18 protein-coding genes are annotated in these 16,089 nt (G+C 58.3%); 16 read left to right on the forward strand and 2 right to left on the reverse strand.

The genetic code is table 11. The features are described 5' to 3' along the window. Positions 1-370: 370 nt before the first annotated feature. The 12 genes from DSM25558_RS25650 (at position 371) to DSM25558_RS25705 (ending at position 11,746) form a co-directional block, all read left to right on the forward strand. The gene (locus DSM25558_RS25650) at positions 371-739 is read left to right on the forward strand and encodes a septal ring lytic transglycosylase RlpA family protein (RefSeq protein WP_143239348.1); all 369 of its coding nucleotides are present in this window, start codon (positions 371-373) and stop codon (positions 737-739) included. Between the two features lie 102 nt (positions 740-841). Continuing rightward, entirely contained in the window at positions 842-2,131 is a 1,290-nt protein-coding gene (locus DSM25558_RS25655) for an RsmB/NOP family class I SAM-dependent RNA methyltransferase (protein WP_077107462.1), read from the forward strand. A 155-nt stretch (positions 2,132-2,286) separates the two neighbouring features. After that, complete coding sequence (locus DSM25558_RS25660) at positions 2,287-3,564, forward strand: imelysin family protein (protein WP_077107463.1); 1,278 nt, start codon at positions 2,287-2,289, stop codon at positions 3,562-3,564. Positions 3,565-3,997: 433 nt separating this feature from the next. Beyond that, positions 3,998-5,434, forward strand: coding sequence for a di-heme oxidoreductase family protein (locus tag DSM25558_RS25665; protein WP_244554313.1), 1,437 nt, complete (start codon positions 3,998-4,000; stop codon positions 5,432-5,434). After that, positions 5,434-6,555 carry an imelysin family protein gene (locus DSM25558_RS25670; RefSeq protein WP_077107464.1) on the forward strand — a complete coding sequence of 374 codons (1,122 nt, stop codon included), beginning with the start codon at positions 5,434-5,436 and terminating at the stop codon, positions 6,553-6,555. The genes DSM25558_RS25665 and DSM25558_RS25670 overlap by 1 nt, the downstream gene beginning before the upstream one ends. Continuing rightward, positions 6,556-7,650, forward strand: coding sequence for a DUF1513 domain-containing protein (locus DSM25558_RS25675; RefSeq protein WP_077107465.1), 1,095 nt, complete (start codon positions 6,556-6,558; stop codon positions 7,648-7,650). A 51-nt stretch (positions 7,651-7,701) separates the two neighbouring features. Beyond that, complete coding sequence (locus DSM25558_RS25680) at positions 7,702-8,154, forward strand: TspO/MBR family protein (protein WP_077107466.1); 453 nt, start codon at positions 7,702-7,704, stop codon at positions 8,152-8,154. 71 nt (positions 8,155-8,225) lie between these two features. Further along, a complete protein-coding gene (locus tag DSM25558_RS25685; protein WP_077107467.1) occupies positions 8,226-8,681 on the forward strand; it encodes a PaaI family thioesterase in 456 nt (151 codons plus the stop codon). Further along, positions 8,671-9,309: a 5'-methylthioadenosine/S-adenosylhomocysteine nucleosidase gene (locus DSM25558_RS25690; RefSeq protein WP_077107468.1), complete on the forward strand. Its 639-nt coding sequence runs from the start codon at positions 8,671-8,673 to the stop codon at positions 9,307-9,309. The genes DSM25558_RS25685 and DSM25558_RS25690 overlap by 11 nt, the downstream gene beginning before the upstream one ends. A gap of 84 nt (positions 9,310-9,393) precedes the next feature. Further along, a complete protein-coding gene (gene guaA, locus DSM25558_RS25695; protein WP_077107469.1) occupies positions 9,394-10,971 on the forward strand; it encodes a glutamine-hydrolyzing GMP synthase in 1,578 nt (525 codons plus the stop codon). Positions 10,972-11,094: 123 nt separating this feature from the next. Beyond that, the gene (locus DSM25558_RS25700; RefSeq protein WP_077107470.1) at positions 11,095-11,370 is read left to right on the forward strand and encodes an AbrB/MazE/SpoVT family DNA-binding domain-containing protein; all 276 of its coding nucleotides are present in this window, start codon (positions 11,095-11,097) and stop codon (positions 11,368-11,370) included. After that, positions 11,357-11,746 carry a type II toxin-antitoxin system VapC family toxin gene (locus DSM25558_RS25705; protein WP_077107471.1) on the forward strand — a complete coding sequence of 130 codons (390 nt, stop codon included), beginning with the start codon at positions 11,357-11,359 and terminating at the stop codon, positions 11,744-11,746. The genes DSM25558_RS25700 and DSM25558_RS25705 overlap by 14 nt, the downstream gene beginning before the upstream one ends. Before the next feature lie 72 nt (positions 11,747-11,818). Here DSM25558_RS25705 and DSM25558_RS29090 read toward each other — a convergent pair whose 3' ends face one another. Further along, on the reverse strand, positions 11,819-11,986 hold the full coding sequence (locus DSM25558_RS29090; RefSeq protein WP_164470680.1) for a hypothetical protein: 168 nt from the start codon (positions 11,984-11,986) through the stop codon (positions 11,819-11,821). Positions 11,987-12,183: 197 nt separating this feature from the next. Here DSM25558_RS29090 and DSM25558_RS25710 point away from each other — a divergent pair, with 197 nt between their 5' ends. The 3 genes from DSM25558_RS25710 to DSM25558_RS25720 all read left to right on the forward strand — a co-directional run bounded on the left by DSM25558_RS25710 (position 12,184) and on the right by DSM25558_RS25720 (position 14,329). Continuing rightward, positions 12,184-12,531: an ArsC family reductase gene (locus DSM25558_RS25710; RefSeq protein WP_077107479.1), complete on the forward strand. Its 348-nt coding sequence runs from the start codon at positions 12,184-12,186 to the stop codon at positions 12,529-12,531. A 9-nt stretch (positions 12,532-12,540) separates the two neighbouring features. Then, the gene (gene ybaK, locus DSM25558_RS25715; RefSeq protein ID WP_077107472.1) at positions 12,541-13,017 is read left to right on the forward strand and encodes a Cys-tRNA(Pro) deacylase; all 477 of its coding nucleotides are present in this window, start codon (positions 12,541-12,543) and stop codon (positions 13,015-13,017) included. A 73-nt stretch (positions 13,018-13,090) separates the two neighbouring features. Then, positions 13,091-14,329 carry an aminopeptidase gene (locus DSM25558_RS25720; protein ID WP_077107473.1) on the forward strand — a complete coding sequence of 413 codons (1,239 nt, stop codon included), beginning with the start codon at positions 13,091-13,093 and terminating at the stop codon, positions 14,327-14,329. Between the two features lie 6 nt (positions 14,330-14,335). Here the strand turns inward: DSM25558_RS25720 and DSM25558_RS25725 are convergent, their stop codons facing one another. Continuing rightward, a complete protein-coding gene (locus DSM25558_RS25725) occupies positions 14,336-15,199 on the reverse strand; it encodes an EamA family transporter (RefSeq protein WP_077107474.1) in 864 nt (287 codons plus the stop codon). A gap of 81 nt (positions 15,200-15,280) precedes the next feature. On the opposite strand from DSM25558_RS25725, the gene DSM25558_RS25730 reads away from it, so the two are divergent. Continuing rightward, entirely contained in the window at positions 15,281-15,781 is a 501-nt protein-coding gene (locus DSM25558_RS25730; RefSeq protein WP_077107475.1) for a MarR family winged helix-turn-helix transcriptional regulator, read from the forward strand. Positions 15,782-16,089: the final 308 nt, after the last annotated feature.

A 16,089-nucleotide genomic window follows, 5' to 3' on the forward strand; every position in this document is an offset into this window, starting at 1 on the left:
AATCCTTCCAAAGGCTCTTTTCAGGAAGGAATTAATCGCATTTTGGCCATTTAACCTTTTGTTAATGCGCAAATTTGGCTAAAATTTTCATGCTTTGGAAAAATATTTCAACATGATTTCGTGATCCGACTCGCGCGGCGGCGGGTGCGCAACGAATTTCTTGCTTATTGTTGATTCTAAATAAATTTTTTCTGAAAGCATCGAAGGCTATCTAAATCAGGACTGCTTTTCCAAATCACAAATGTTACAGTCTGTAACACTTCGTGATTAGCGCTCGGCCATTTTTTGCCATTTTTCCCTCGCTCTACACTCACCTCAGTTCAGTTAGCCTAGTTTATCGGCGCGGGGCCGAGTATCAGGGAAGCACAGTTTGACGAATATACGACGCATGACTTTTGCGGCTGCGACTATAGCCGCTTGTTCCATCCTCACTCCACTTGCAGCAAATGCAGCGAATGGCTGTGGCGGCGCATCCTGGTATGCGCTGAACTCCAAAACAGCCTCCGGCGAACGAATGAACCCTGCAACGCTGACAGCGGCGCATCGTTCGCTACGGTTTGGCACCAAGGTCAAAGTAACGAACGCAAACAATGGCAAAGCCGTCGTCGTTCGCATCAACGACCGTGGTCCGTTCATCAAGGGTCGCGTTCTGGATCTTTCCAAGGCTGCCGCCAAGAACATCGGCATGGTCAGCTCCGGCACGGCAAAAGTCTGTTACGAGGTCATCGCTTCCAAGTAAGCGCGTGAGCGAAGCCACGGTTCTTTAGCGAATTCTTCGCAAAGACTTGCCCTCGCCACCATTCGCGTCTACCAACCGCCATTCATGATGATGAGGTAGACAATGCGTTTGGGCGGGCGTTTAGCCGGGGCTATAGAAGTGTTGGCAGATATCGAGGCGCGCAGACGCCCTGTCGCCGACGCACTGAAAGACTGGGGACTGGCGCATCGTTTTGCCGGTTCCGGCGACAGGGCCGCCATAGGCAACATCGTCTACGATGCCCTTCGCATGAAACTTTCCCACGCATGGCTGATGGACGATGATAGCGCGAACGCGCTGGGTTATGCCGTCATGTTGCGGCAATGGGGCAAATCCGCCGAGCAGTTGCTGGCGGAATTCGACGGCGACAAGTTTGCGCCCGAGCCTCTGGCCGAAACCACACTGAGCGCCTTTGCATCACGCGCGCTATCCGATGCCCCTGCCTATGTGCAGGGCGATATTCCAGACTGGGTACAGGCGTCTCTCGAGGCTTCCTTCGGTGAAGACTGGCTGCGACAGGCGCAGGCGCTGAACCAGCGCCCGACACTCGATCTGCGCGCCAACACGTTGAAAGCCAACCGCGCAAAAGTCGTGAAAGCACTGGCCGACGCGGGTGCCGAGGCCACGCGCCTTGCCCGCCAAGGCGTGCGCATTGCCGCTGGCGAAGGTCCATCACGCCTGCCCAACGTCACCGCCGAGCTTTCCTTCCAGAAGGGCTGGTTCGAGGTTCAGGACGAGGGATCGCAGATCGTGGCCGATCTGGCCGGTGTGCAGGAAGGCGAACAGGTTCTCGATTATTGCGCAGGCGGTGGCGGCAAGACGCTGGCCATGTCTGCCAGCATGAACAATAAGGGGCAGGTTCACGCCTTCGATACCGACCGTAAGCGTCTGGCCCCCATCATCGAACGGTTGAAGCGGGCCGGCACGCGCAATGTGCAGGTCCACGATCGCGCTGAGGGACTGAAAAGCTATATCGGCAAGTTCGACCGCGTTCTGGTCGATGCCCCCTGCACCGGCACCGGCACATGGCGCCGCCGCCCCGACACCAAATGGCGGCTGACGCAGCGCAATCTGGAAGAGCGTGTCGAGCAACAGGCTCAGGCGCTGGATCAGGCGAAAACCTTCGTGCGGCCCGGTGGCGAGTTGCTCTATGTGACCTGTTCCGTTCTGCCGGAAGAAAACGAGCGCCAGGTGCGCCGTTTCTGCGCCGAGAACGCAGAGTTTTCCATCCGCTCTGCGCTTGATCGCTGGACGGGCATTTTTGGTGCCGATGCCGCCAAGCCGCATTCGGCCGATGGCGAGACCATAACGCTGACGCCTGCCACGACCGATACGGACGGCTTCTTTTTCTGTTCGATGAAGCGGAACGCCTAAGCGTTTTACAGCCAACAGGATTGCCGGATTTGAGCGATGTCAAAATCCGGCAGTCTGCTTGGAAAGCTTCTAAACTAGAATATTTGACACAAGTTTGTGATTGGTTCAGAACTCGCCTTCACGGCCTCGTTACGAGAGAGCTGATAGGAGAGATCATGTTCCGAAAAACCGTTTTAGGCGCAAGTCTTGCGCTTCTGGCCACATCAGTGACCCTCACCGCACCTCCCGCCCGCGCCGCGACCGATCCGGCAGCCGTGGTCAAGCATTATGTGGAACTGGGCCATGCGAAATATCAGGATGCGCTGACGACAGCGCAAACGCTGGACAAGGCCGTCGACGCGCTGATCGCCACACCGAGCGAAGCCAACTTGAAGGCTGCACGCGAGGCCTGGATCAAGGCCCGCGTTCCCTACCAGCAGACGGAAGTCTACCGCTTCGGCAACCCCATCGTCGATGAGTGGGAAGGCAAGGTCAATGCCTGGCCACTGGACGAAGGCCTTATCGACTATGTCGACAGCTCCTATGGCACTGAAAGCGACGAGAACGAGCTTTATACGGCCAACATCATCGCCAACAAGAAAATCAAGGTCGGCGGAGAAGAGGTCGATGCCTCCAAGATCACGCCGGAACTGATCCAGAGCCTTGCGGAAGCAGGCGAGGTGGAAGCCAATGTGACCACGGGCTACCACGCCATCGAGTTTCTGCTGTGGGGCCAGGATCTGAACGGCACGGGACCAGGCGCGGGCAACCGCCCTTACACCGACTACGACACCAAGAATTGCACCGGCGGCAATTGCGACCGCCGCGCCGATTATCTGAAGGCGGCATCGACCCTGCTGGTTTCGGACCTGAAGGAAATGGTGGGCAATTGGGCACCGGATGGCGAAGCGGCAAAGACCGTGGAAGCCGACCCGAAGAAGGGTCTGACCGCCATCCTGACCGGCATGGGCTCCCTATCCTACGGCGAGTTGGCGGGCGAGCGCATGAAGCTTGGCCTTCTGCTGCACGATCCCGAAGAAGAGCATGATTGCTTCTCGGACAACACCTACAACTCGCACCTCAACGACGCCATCGGCATCGCCGCTGCCTATAGCGGCGAATACACGACGGTAGACGGCAAGAAGTTGACCGGCCCTTCGCTTTCGCAACTCGTCGCCGCCAGCGACAAGACGCTGGATGCGGAAATGAAGGCCAAGCTGAACAAGACGCTGGACGCCATGCACGCCATGGAAAAGCGCGGCCAGACCGTCGAGGCTTACGACCAGATGATTGCCGAAGGCAACAAGGACGGCAATGCCGTTGTGCAGGCGGCGATCGACGGACTTCTGGACCAGACCAAGACCATCGAGCGTGTGATTGCAGCGCTTGATCTGGGCAAGATTCAGCTGGAAGGTTCCGACAGCCTGGATAGCCCGAACGCGGTTTTCAAGTAAAACGATGATGCGGGCCGCGTGGGTGACATGCGGCCTGCTCACTGCTGCCAGAATATTTGCAGGCGGATCATTTTGCGAAGAACGCGGTTCGCCTCCATCATTCAGGCCCCAACTGGCATGGCGGTGGGGCGACCGCTCCCCTAAACCCGATGTGTAAAGTTTCATGAGACATTTGCGGCAATTACGCCTTTTCTGTCTTCTGTTTATCTTGGCAGCTAGCAGTATTGTCATAACCCACGACAGTGCGCTTGGCTTACCCCCCTCTGTCCTGCCGGACATCTCCCCCACAAGGAGGGAGATCGGCCAGTCTCAGGCTCTCCGCTTCATCCGCGACGTTGAAGATGTGCGAGAGGTCGCCGCTTGTCGATCTCCCCACCTGTGGGGGAGATGTCCGGCAGGACAGAGGGGGGTAAGCCAAGCCCACCATGATGTATTGAGCGGCACGGGAGCCGAAACCACCACCCGCAACGATCTCTCCACCGCAGACCTTACGCGCGTAACCCGAATCACACGCCCCACAGCGGATTTCTCGAAACCGGAGCCCTTTGAGGCCATGTCGGCGGGAGCGGCAACGACAACCGCAACAACCGATCCGTTCTCGCAACCCTCTGCCAATATGACATTCGAGCGCGGCCATGATTTCAAGCTGGGCAATGCGCTGTTTCAGAAATTGTGGGTGTCCTCGCCGTCCTCCACGCAAGCGTCCGACGGGCTGGGGCCGCTTTACAATGCGCGGTCGTGCCAGACATGCCACATCAAGGATGGGCGCGGGCGTCCGCCTGACGGGAATGAGGATGCGGTGTCGATGTTTCTGCGGCTTGCCCGCCCTGCCCGCACGCCGGACGAGACGAAGGCGATAGCCGACCACGATATCCTGAATTTCCCCGATGCGACCTATGGCAGGCAGCTTCAGAACCTCGCCGTTCCCGGCCTCAATCCCGAGGGCAAACTTGCCATATCCTATGAGGAGCAGACGGTGACGCTGCGTGATGGCGAAACCGTGTCGTTGCGCAAGCCAACCTACGGCATCGAGGGGCTGACTTACGGGCCGCTGGAACCGGACACCACGCTGTCTGCCCGCATCGCCCAGCCGACACTGGGGCTGGGCTTGATTGAGGCAATTGCGGACACGGATATTCTGGCCAATGTCAGACCTGACGGCGGCAGGCCAGCATGGGTGCGCGACCACCGCAGCGGAGCGTTGAGGCTGGGCCGTTTTGGCTGGAAGGCGCAGAATGCCAGCGTGCGGGATCAGGCTGCCGATGCGCTGTCTCATGATATCGGCATCTCCTCGCCGGATGCGCCGAATGCCTTCGGGGATTGCACGGATAATGAACCGGACTGTCTGGCCATGCCGACCGGGGTGCAGAAGCGGCTGGGCGATGTGGAAGCGCCCTCCCCCGTGCTGGATTTGATGACGTTCTACACCGAAAATCTGGCCGTACCTGCTCGGCGCAATGTCGATGCCCCCCAAGTTCTGCGCGGCAAGCAGCAATTTTATGCGGCGGGATGCGCATCCTGTCACGTGCCGAAATTCGTGACCAAGCGCGATGCGAACGACCCGCTCCATTCCTTCCAGCTGATCTGGCCCTATTCCGATTTTCTGCTGCACGATATGGGCGAAGGCTTGGCGGATGGGCAGCAGGTGGGTGAGGCAAGCGGGCGTGACTGGCGCACCCAGCCGCTATGGGGTATCGGCCTGACGCAAGCGGTCAACGGCAATGGTTTTTACCTGCATGACGGGCGGGCGCGCAGCCTGAGCGAAGCGATTTTATGGCATGGGGGCGAGGCGCAAAAAGCGCGCGATGCTTTTGCTGCCTTGCAAAAGTCTGACCGGCAGGCTTTGCTGACATTTCTGGAGTCTCTGTGATGGACAATGCGATGCGAAAATTTCATGCCCTTCTGCCGCTCGCTTTTCTGATGAGCTTCGGCACGGCGCTGGCGCAGGATGTGGAGCTGATGCCGCCACCGCCGCTCGACCCGGTGAAGGTGCGCAGCGTGATGGCAAAGGCCGTGGATGGCTTCATCCGCCCCGGCTATGACGGTTTTCGCGATAGCGCCAGGGCGCTTGAAGGCAAAATGCAGGCGCTGTGTGCTGCCCCTTCCGCTGACACGATGGCGGCAGCGAAAGCGGGCTTTGCGGATGCGACACACGCATGGGCGGGGATCGAGATCGTGCGCGTCGGTCCCGTTATCGAGCAGAACCGGTTCGAGCGGGTGCTGTATTACCCCGACAAGAAGGGACTTGGCCTGAAACAGGTGCAGAAATACCTTTCTGACAAAGACGAGAGCGTGACGACGCCGCAGGGATTGCGGGCGAAAAGCGTCGCGGCGCAGGGGTTTGGCGCGCTGGAATATGTGCTTTACGGCACTGGTTCCGACGATGTGTCGGCCGAGAAAAACAGTTTCCGTTGCCGGTACGGCGCAGCCATCGCTGGCAACATCGCCAATATCGGTACCGAGCTTTCCGACCTCTGGGATGCGCCTGACGGTACGGCGAAGAACTGGAAAGAACCGGGGCCTGATAGTCCCGTGTTTCGTGACGAGCGTGAGGCGCTGGTGGCGTTGCTGGGTATTCTGGTGCACGGCTCGGAGGCCATTCGCGATCAGCGCATCGAGACCTTCTACAAGGGACCCGATAATGCCAAATTTCCGCGCACCGCGATCTACTGGCGCTCTGGCCTGACATGGAAGAGCATTGGCGACAATGTGTCCGCTGTGCAGACCCTGTTGCACAAGGCTGGAATGAGCGATCTTCTGCCGCCCGACCAGCGCTCCATCATCAGCTCTATCGATTTCATTGCCAAATCCATGATCCGAGTCGCATCGACCATCGAGCCCGATGTCGAAAAGGCTCTTGATGACGACAAGCAGCGCGCCAAGGTGGATTATCTGCTGCTGAACGGCAAGGACCTGATATACCGCATCAACGACCAATATGGCGGGGCCATCGGGCTCAGCTCCGGCTTTTCCTTTGCGGATGGGGATTGAATGGTTGCGCGTGACAAACGGCTGCTGATCGACCGGCGAACCTTTATCAAGGCGGCGGGATTGCCATTTCTGGCGTCGCTTGCGCCGCGTTCGCTCTATGCGCTGGAGCGGACGGATGCCGTTTTCGCTTCGGCTTTCCGCGACCGTAACGGTTCCTACGGTGTGGCGACGGTGAGCGAGGCGGGAGAGATCATCGACCGGCTGGTTCTGCCCGCCCGTGCGCATGGCATGGCGACCAGTCGTGCCACCGGGGTTACGGTGGCCTTTGCGCGTAGGCCAGGCACCTTTTTCATGGCATTCGATCCGGCCAGACAGCGTGAGCCCATCGTGATGCACACGCCGGAGAACCGGCATTTTTACGGCCACGGACAGTTTTCGCCCGACGGATCGATCCTTTACGCCAGCGAGAACGACTTCGACCGCAATCGCGGTGTCATCGGGCTTTACGATGCCCGCGATGGCTTCAGGCGCATCGGCGAATATGATGCGCGCGGCATCGGCACGCACGACATGACGGTCAGTGACGACGGGCGGATGATCATCATCGCCAATGGTGGCATCGAGACCCACCCGGATTTCGGGCGCACAAAACTGAACATCGACACGATGGAGCCTTCACTGGTGCTGCTGGATGCGGCAACGGGGCGGCTGATTCAGAAACACGGCCTTGCAAAGGATCTCAGCCAGTTGTCCACCCGGCATGTGGATCTCGGCAACGATGGTCGCATCTGGTTTGCCTGCCAGTATGAGGGACCGCGCAACGCCATGCCGCCGCTGGTGGGGCATTTTTCCAAGGGCGACGATCTGCGTTTCATCGATCTGCCCGAGGAAACGACGGCGCGGTTGGCCAATTATGTCGGCGCTATCGCCGTCAACCGCCGCGATGGTATCATCGGCCTGACGTCGCCCAACGGCAATGCGACGGTGATGCTGGATGAGAAAAGCGGTAGGGTTGTCAATGAGACGATGCTTCGCGAAGCGGCGGGGGTTGCCGCCGCTGCAAAGGGCATTGTCACCTCGTCCTATGACGGGCAATTCGCGGCCAAAACCAGTGCTGTGGCGTGGGACCAGCACATCGTTAGACTTGCCGGCTAAATTATTGAAATAACGCTGGAACCAAAGCATCTTCTGCGCCTTTCATGTCACATGAAAAAAGCGCTGGTCTATCTCATTTTCGTCTTCGCCGTCGTTACCATCGGCGCGCTCATCGGCATGAATAACGTGCCGGGCGAATGGTATCAGACGCTCAAAAAACCGTTCTTCAACCCGCCCAACTGGATTTTCGGGCCGGTCTGGACCGCACTTTACGTGATGATCGCCATTGCCGGTGCGCGCACGTGGCTGCAAAGCCGCATGGGCGGGCGCATGCAGCTATGGGGTAGCCAGATGCTGCTGAATTTCTTGTGGTCGCCGATCTTTTTCACCATGCAAAGCCCCACTGGCGCGCTTATTCTCATCGTGCCGATACTGATCTGCGTTGTCGCCTTCATCATCATGACGTCTACGCGCGACCGCATTTCGATGTGGCTTTTCGTGCCCTATGCAGTGTGGGTGGCCTTTGCCACGCTGCTGAACGCCAGCATCGTTTATCTCAATTAGCAGATGCATTCCCCTTGCCATGTGGCGATGCACGCGCCATGTCTTGTCAAAGAACAAGGAAAGGCAGGGGAATGGATTTCACCGATCCCGGCGATTATCGCCAGCGGATAGAGAAGAGCTTCGCACGCCAGGGCGTCGTGCAGGCTATCAAGGCCGAAATTTCACGCATCGAGCACCGGCTGGTGGAAATCGAGCTGCCATTTCATCCCAAGCTCACCCAACAGCATGGCATCCTCCATGCGGGTGTCATTGCTGCCGCGCTGGATACGGCCTGCACATACGCTGCCTATACGATCATCGAGCCGGATGCGTCTGTCTTGACCATTGAGTTTAAGGTCAACCTGATGTCACCCGGGCGGGGCGAAAGGTTTCTGTTTCGTGGTGAAATTACCAAACCGGGCAGCAACATCATCGTGGCAGACGGTCGCGCCTATGCGGTGTCCGATACCGGACCGGCAAAACTGATTGCTTCCATGACCGCGACGATGATGGCGATGAAGGGCCGGGAAGATTTCAATGAGCTCTGAAATGGTAGATGTTGCTGGCAAGCGCCTGCTGTTCGTCATGGCGGCGGATGCCGAATATGGTCCTTACCTGAAGGCACGTTTCAAGCCGCTGATGACAGGTGTCGGCCCAGTGGAAGCGGCGATTTCACTGACCGCAGCGTTGAGCGCTCTCCACGCTGCCGATCAACTGCCCGATCTCGTCGTCTCGCTCGGTTCTGCGGGGTCGCGCGTGCTGGAGCAGGCGGAAGTGTATCAGGCCACTTCCGTTTCCTATCGCGACATGGATGCCTCTGCCTTCGGTTTCGAAAAAGGCTGCACACCGTTTCTCGATCTGCCGGCCGAAATTACCTTGCCGCTGCGCATTCCCGGCGTGGCGCAAGCGCGGCTTTCCACCGGTGCCAATGTCGTTTCCGGTGCGGGCTATGACGGGGTGGATGCAGATATGGTGGAGATGGAGACATTCGCCATTTTGCGCGCTTGCCAACGGTTCGATATTCCGCTCATCGGTTTGCGCGGCATCTCCGATGGAAAGGCGGATGTGAGCCATATTTCCGACTGGACAGAGTATCTGCATGTCATCGACGAGAAGCTGGCGGATGCGGTGGACAGGTTGTGCCGCGCCATAGAAGACGGCAGCATTTCGCTCTAAATCTCTTGCGCAATCGCTTATTTTCTGGCTTTTCAGGCCATGTCACGGGTTGCCTAAAGCCCCGGATTTCTTTAAAGGCTCGCCATGACCCAGATAGCCCATCCCGACAGCATCCTCATCATCGATTTCGGCAGCCAGGTGACGCAGCTTATTGCGCGCCGTGTTCGCGAAGCCGGAGTCTATTGCGAAATCCACCCGTTCCAGAATGCGGCGGAAGCGTTTGAGACATTGAAGCCGAAGGGCGTGATCTTCTCTGGCGGCCCGGCATCCGTGACGGCAGAGGGAAGCCCGCGCGCACCACAGGCGGTGTTTGATTCCGACATTCCGATCCTCGGCATTTGCTACGGCCAGCAGACACTTTGCACCCAGCTGGGCGGCACGGTTGAAGGCGGGCATGCGGCGGAATTCGGTCGTGCCGATATCGAAATCAAGAAGGCAAGCCCGCTGTTTGACGGTTTCTGGGAACTGGGCGGACGCTACCCCGTTTGGATGAGCCATGGCGACCGCGTAACGCAATTGCCGCATGGTTTCGAAGTGGCCGCGACCTCTGAGAACGCGCCGTTTGCGATCGCCGTTGATGAAGAGCGTCGTTATTACACCACGATGTTCCACCCGGAAGTGATGCATACGCCTGACGGTGCAAAGCTGCTGTCCAACTTCGTGCACAAGATCGTCGGCCTGAAATCCGATTGGACCATGGCTGCCTACCGCGCCGAGATGATCCGCAAGATCCGCGAGCAGGTGGGCACCGAGCGCGTGCTCTGCGCACTCTCCGGTGGCGTCGATTCCTCCGTTGCAGCCATTCTCATCCATGAAGCGATTGGCGACCAGCTGACCTGCGTCTATGTCGACCATGGCATGATGCGTCTGGCCGAAAGCGAGCAGGTCGTGACCATGTTCCGCGACCATTACAACATTCCGCTGGTGCATGTGGAGGCGTCCGACCTGTTCCTGACGGAACTGGCCGGTGTTTCCGACCCGGAAGTGAAGCGCAAGACCATCGGTCGCTTGTTCATCGAAACATTCGAGGCCGAAGCAGCCAAGATCGCCTCGGATGGCAAGGGTTCTCCAGCGTTTCTAGCGCAGGGTACGCTTTACCCTGACGTCATCGAAAGCGTGTCCTTCTCCGGTGGTCCATCCGTCACCATCAAGAGCCACCACAATGTCGGCGGCCTTCCAGAGCGCATGAACATGAAGCTGGTGGAGCCGCTGCGCGAGCTGTTCAAGGATGAAGTGCGCGCGCTTGGCCGCGAACTCGGCCTGCCCGAAAGCTTCATCGGCCGCCACCCATTCCCGGGTCCCGGTCTCGCCATCCGCTGCCCCGGCGTGGTGACGCGCGAAAAGCTCGACATTCTGCGTAAGGCCGACGCCGTCTATCTGGATGAAATCCGCAAGGCTGGTCTCTACGACACCATCTGGCAGGCCTTCGCCGTGCTGCTACCGGTGCAAACCGTTGGCGTCATGGGCGACTACCGCACCTACGACTTCGTCTGCGCACTGCGCGCCGTGACCTCCGTGGATGGCATGACGGCAGACTTCTACCCCTACGACATGAACTTCCTGGGACGCGCGGCAACCCGCATCATCAACGAAGTCAAGGGCATCAACCGCGTGGTTTATGACGTGACGAGCAAGCCGCCGGGCACGATCGAGTGGGAGTAAAGCTGGTTTGACAGCGTGATATGGCCGGGTTCTGTCAAAAGACGGAGCCCGGTTTTTGTTTGGGGCATTGATAAAAACGTCGAATAAGATATCTTACCGTCGTCTTACTTTGAGGTAGATACGATGTCGCAACCGGAAAAACTTACCACGACCGTCTCCACCAAGGGACAGGTCATTCTCCCAAAAGCCATACGCCAGCACAGAGACTGGGCTGCTGGAACGCGTCTGACTGTTGAGGAAACACCGGATGGGGTTCTGTTGAGACGGGCTCCCGCATTCACACCCACCAGATCGGAAGACGTATTCGGAATGCTGCCATTCAATGGAAAGCCGAAAACTTTGGAAGAAATGGATGAGGCGATCCTGGCAGAAGCGCGCAGACATCATGATCGCGATTGATACCAATATTGTCGTTCGCTATTTGACTGGCGACCACCCGGAGCAGTCAAACCGCGCTCGTTCGATCGTTAACGAGCAACCTGTATTCGTTGCCGTCACAATAGCATTGGAAACGGAGTGGGTACTACGCAGCGCCTATGGCTACAGCCGCTTTGAGTCCGCCAGCGCACTTCGCGCGTTTTGCGGTTTACCGACGGTCAACGTAGAGGACGCGGACTGCATTGCAGAAGCGTTGGATTTGGTAGAAAAATCTATGGATTTTGGTGATGCCTTGCATCTCACCAGAACTGCACACTGCGACGGGTTCGTCACATTTGATCGCAAGTTGGTGAAGACAGCTCAAGCAGCGGGGCGTCGCTCGGTTGGTGAAGCCTGATCGCCGACAGAAGAGGTGATCTTGCCTCGTCCCAAGGCGAGGCCATCATGCCTCGCCAGCGTCAATTCAAGATTAGAGCTGAACCTTGTCGAAAGCCTTGCGGTCGATGCCGAGTGCGTCGAGGTCAGCGCCGGCTGGCTTGCGGTGGGAGCGGACAGCGGCGGAAACTGCAAGAGCCGCACCGAAAACGGCAAAGGTTTCGCCAAAGAATTTACGGGATGTCTTAGCAACGTTACGCATGTGGGTCTCTCCTTCGTGTTGCCCAGAATATGAGCATTCGAAGGCTTTTGCACAACTCATGATATAGCAGGCAAGCCATGCAGCTTAGCTCGAACTCATTTGGATGACAGGCCATGCAAATTTGCATAGCTGGCCGATATTTGAATGCGGCGGATATTTTGCTATGCCTGTCCGAGAGCATGAAAAGGCTGATGGATATGACGATTACGATTTACGGCATCAAGAATTGCGACACGATGAAGAAGGCCCGGACCTGGCTGGACGCTGAAGGCATAGACTACACATTTCATGACTACAAAACCGCCGGGATCGATGACGCCCATCTCAATGCTTGGTGCGACGTCGCCGGTTGGGAAACGGTGCTGAACCGCGCTGGCACGACCTTCAAGAAGCTGGATGAGGCCGAGAAGGCCGATCTTTCCCGAGAGAAGGCGATTGCGCTGATGCTGGCGCAGCCTTCCATGATCAAGCGTCCGGTTCTGGAGGCCAAGGGCAAGATCACGGTTGGCTTCAAACCCGACACCTATGCTGCGCTGTTCGGTTAGGCGAAACCCATGTCAAAGACGACGCGCGCGACGCAGGTGCTGACCAAGGCCGGCATTTCCTTCACGACCGTGACCTATGAGTACGATCCGAATGCCGAGCGTATCGGCCTTCAGGCGGCAGAGGCCATCGGGGCTGAGCCGCATCTGGTGTTGAAAACGCTGATGGCGGAGGTGGATGGCAAGGCGGTCTGCGTTGTCGTGCCATCCGACCATGAGGTCAGTATGAAAAAGCTGGCGGCGGCCTTTGGTGGCAAATCCGCGCATATGATGAAGCCTGCCGATGCCGAGCGGGCAACCGGCTACCATGTAGGCGGCATCAGCCCCTTTAGTCAGAAAAAGCAGGTGCCGACGGCCATCGAGGTTCAGTCCATGGGCCATGACCTAGTCTATATGAATGGCGGGCAGCGTGGGTTGCAGGTGCTCCTTTCGCCTAGCGATGCGCAGTCGGTTTTGAAAGCCATCGCTGCACCGCTGGTGAGCGAATAGCAGAAAGCCGGTTGGCTTTCGCAGCGAATGGGCTATGTTTTGCGCCTCCTATTCAAGCATGTGAAGGCGCATCATGACAGTTTCCCCCATCGATCCCGTCAAACTCGAAAAACTGGCCGAAGTTGCCGTCAAGGTCGGGCTGCAATTGCAGAAGGATCAGGATCTGGTCATCACTGCACCGCTGGCAGCACTGCCGCTGGTTCGCCATTTGACGAAACACGCCTATCTGGCCGGCGGCGGTCTGGTCACCACCCTCTATTCCGATGAGGAAACGACGCTGGCGCGTTACGCCCATGCCAGCGACGGTAATTTCGATAAGGCCTCCGGCTGGCTCTATGAGGGCATGGCGAAGGCCTATGCCAATGGTGCGGCACGCCTGGCGATCTCCGGCGACAACCCGATGTTGCTGGCGAATGCGGACCCGGCCAAGGTGGCGCGCGCCAACAAGGCCAATTCCATGGCCTACAAACCGGCGCTGGAGAAGATTTCCAACTTCGACATCAACTGGAACATTATCTCCTACCCTAACCCTTCCTGGGCCAAACAGGTGTTCCCAGGCATTTCCGAAGATGAGGCCGTGAAGAAGCTGGCGGATGCGATTTTTGCCGCATCCCGTGTCGATCTGGCCGACCCGGTGGCGGCGTGGGCTGAGCACAATGCCAACCTTGCCAAGCGCTCCAAGTGGCTGAATGGCGAGCGTTTCGCTTCGCTGCATTTCACCGGCCCCGGCACGGATGTGACCATCGGTCTGGCCGACAGCCATGAATGGCATGGCGGCGCATCGGTCGCCAAAAACGGCGTGACCTGCAATCCGAATATCCCGACTGAAGAGGTCTTCACCACACCGCATGCGCTGCGGGTGGATGGTTACGTGTCCAGCACCAAGCCGCTGTCGCATCAGGGTACGCTGATCGACAATATTCAGGTGAAGTTCGAAGGCGGTCGCATCGTAGAGGCCAAGGCGTCCCGTGGTGAAGAGGTTTTGAACAAGGTGCTGGATACGGATGAAGGCGCGCGCCGTCTGGGTGAAGTGGCGCTCGTGCCGCACTCCTCCCCCATCTCGGCCAGCGGCATTCTGTTTTACAACACGCTGTTCGATGAAAATGCCTCGTGCCACATCGCGCTGGGACAGTGCTATTCCAAGTGCTTCCTCGATGGTGCCTCGCTGAGCCAGGATCAGATCAAGGCGCAGGGCGGCAATTCCAGCCTCATCCACATCGACTGGATGATCGGCTCCGACAAGGTCGATATAGACGGTGTCAGAGCCGATGGCTCGAAGGTGCCTGTGATGCGCAAGGGCGAGTGGGCCTGATAAGCCTTATCGTGGTGCCTGACTTTTCTGGCTGAGCCAGACGCTGAACAGCACCATGATAAAACCGGCAATCTGCGCTGGCGCAAGGTTTTGACCGAGCGCCAGCCAGCCCAGAAGCGTGGCGGTGACCGGGCTTAGAAATCCGAGCGATGCCGCCACAGAGGGTTCGATGCGCGCCAAACCGCGGAACCACAGGAGATAGGTGAAGGCCGCACCGATCAGCCCGAGATAGGCCATGCCCAGCACATTTGTGGTGGTGAGAGCGGGCAAAGCAGGCTCCAGAAAGAACGCCACCGGCACCAGCAGAAGCCCACCCGCCGTTAGTTGCCACGCTGTGAAGGTGAGGTTAGAGACCGGCGGTTGCCAGCGGCGTGTCAGAACTGTGCCGAAGGCCATGGAAACTGCACCCGCAAGGGCGGCGGCAATTCCTACAGGATCAAGCGCCGCGTGCGGTGTCAGCACCAGAAACGCCACGCCAGCCATGCCGATGAGGCCCGCGACGATGGTGAGCGCGCGAATATCTCTTCCCAGAAACAGCCGCGAGAGCGCAATGACGATTAGCGGCTGCACCGCGCCGACTGTGGCGGCCACGCCGCCGGGTAAGCGATAGGCCGAAACGAAAAGCATGGCCCAGAAGAAGGCGAAGTTCAGCGTGCCGAGAATGAAGGCGCGGCCCCACCAGATGCCGAAGGGCAGTTTGTGCACCAGAAGCAGCAGCAACAAACCGGCGGGCAATGCGCGCAGCATGGCGACATGCATGGGATAACCCTGCGGCAGAAACGATGTGGTGACGATGTAGGTGCTGCCCCAGATGGCCGGAGCAATGCCCGTCATGACGACATCGGAAATGTAACTCGTATTTTTCTTCATTTCAAGAATCTCTATATCAAGATAAATGCAGGATATGCGTTTTTATCTTGACGTCAAGATACCTGATGTTATCTCTTCTCCATGGCTGAAAAAACCGCAGATGACCACGTCGACAGAATTCTGGCGCAATGGGCGAAGGAACGCCCGGATCTCGACGTCGAGCCGATGGGCATCATGGGGCGTCTGCACCGGCTGTCTACCCGCCTCGGGCGCGAGGTGGAGACCGTTCTTCTGCAACACGGCCTATCATCTTCCGCTTTCGACGTGCTGGCGACGTTGCGCCGAGCGGGCAAACCCTACCGGCTTTCCCCCGGCGAGCTGCTGGCCATGACCATGGTCAGTTCCGGCACCATGACAAACCGTATCGACCAGCTGGAAAAGGCTGGTTTGGTGGAGCGCATCGACAATGCGGAAGACCGGCGCAGTGTGTTGATTGCACTGACGGACAAGGGGTTTACAACGGTGGATGAGGCGGTGACGGCCCACGTGGAGAACCAGCACCGGCTGATCGCCACGGTGAGCGAGGATGACAGGCGGGAGTTCAATCGTTTGCTCAAGGTGTTTTTAGCGGATTTGGAGTGAGCGCTTCCCCTCCTCCGTCATCCCGCACTTGTGTGGACGAAATGTGGTTTACTTGTTGCATTGACCGGGACGCGCATCCCGGTCAATGCAGGCAGGAGGCCGTATTTCCGCACCGGTTTGAAAGAGCCGACATCAAGCAAGGCCCTGCCTGCTCCCTTTGACCCCGAACGGTTGATCGGGCTTTCGCCCGCACCACAAGACTGGGAGCAAGGCCATGATACAGGAACTTACCGTTGTTGGTATCGACATTTCCAAAGCCCGCTTCGATGTCTGCGCGTATCCTGCGGGAAAGCACTGGAGTACAGGCA

The organism is Agrobacterium sp. DSM 25558, assembly GCF_900100825.1.
GTDB lineage: Bacteria > Pseudomonadota > Alphaproteobacteria > Rhizobiales > Rhizobiaceae > Agrobacterium.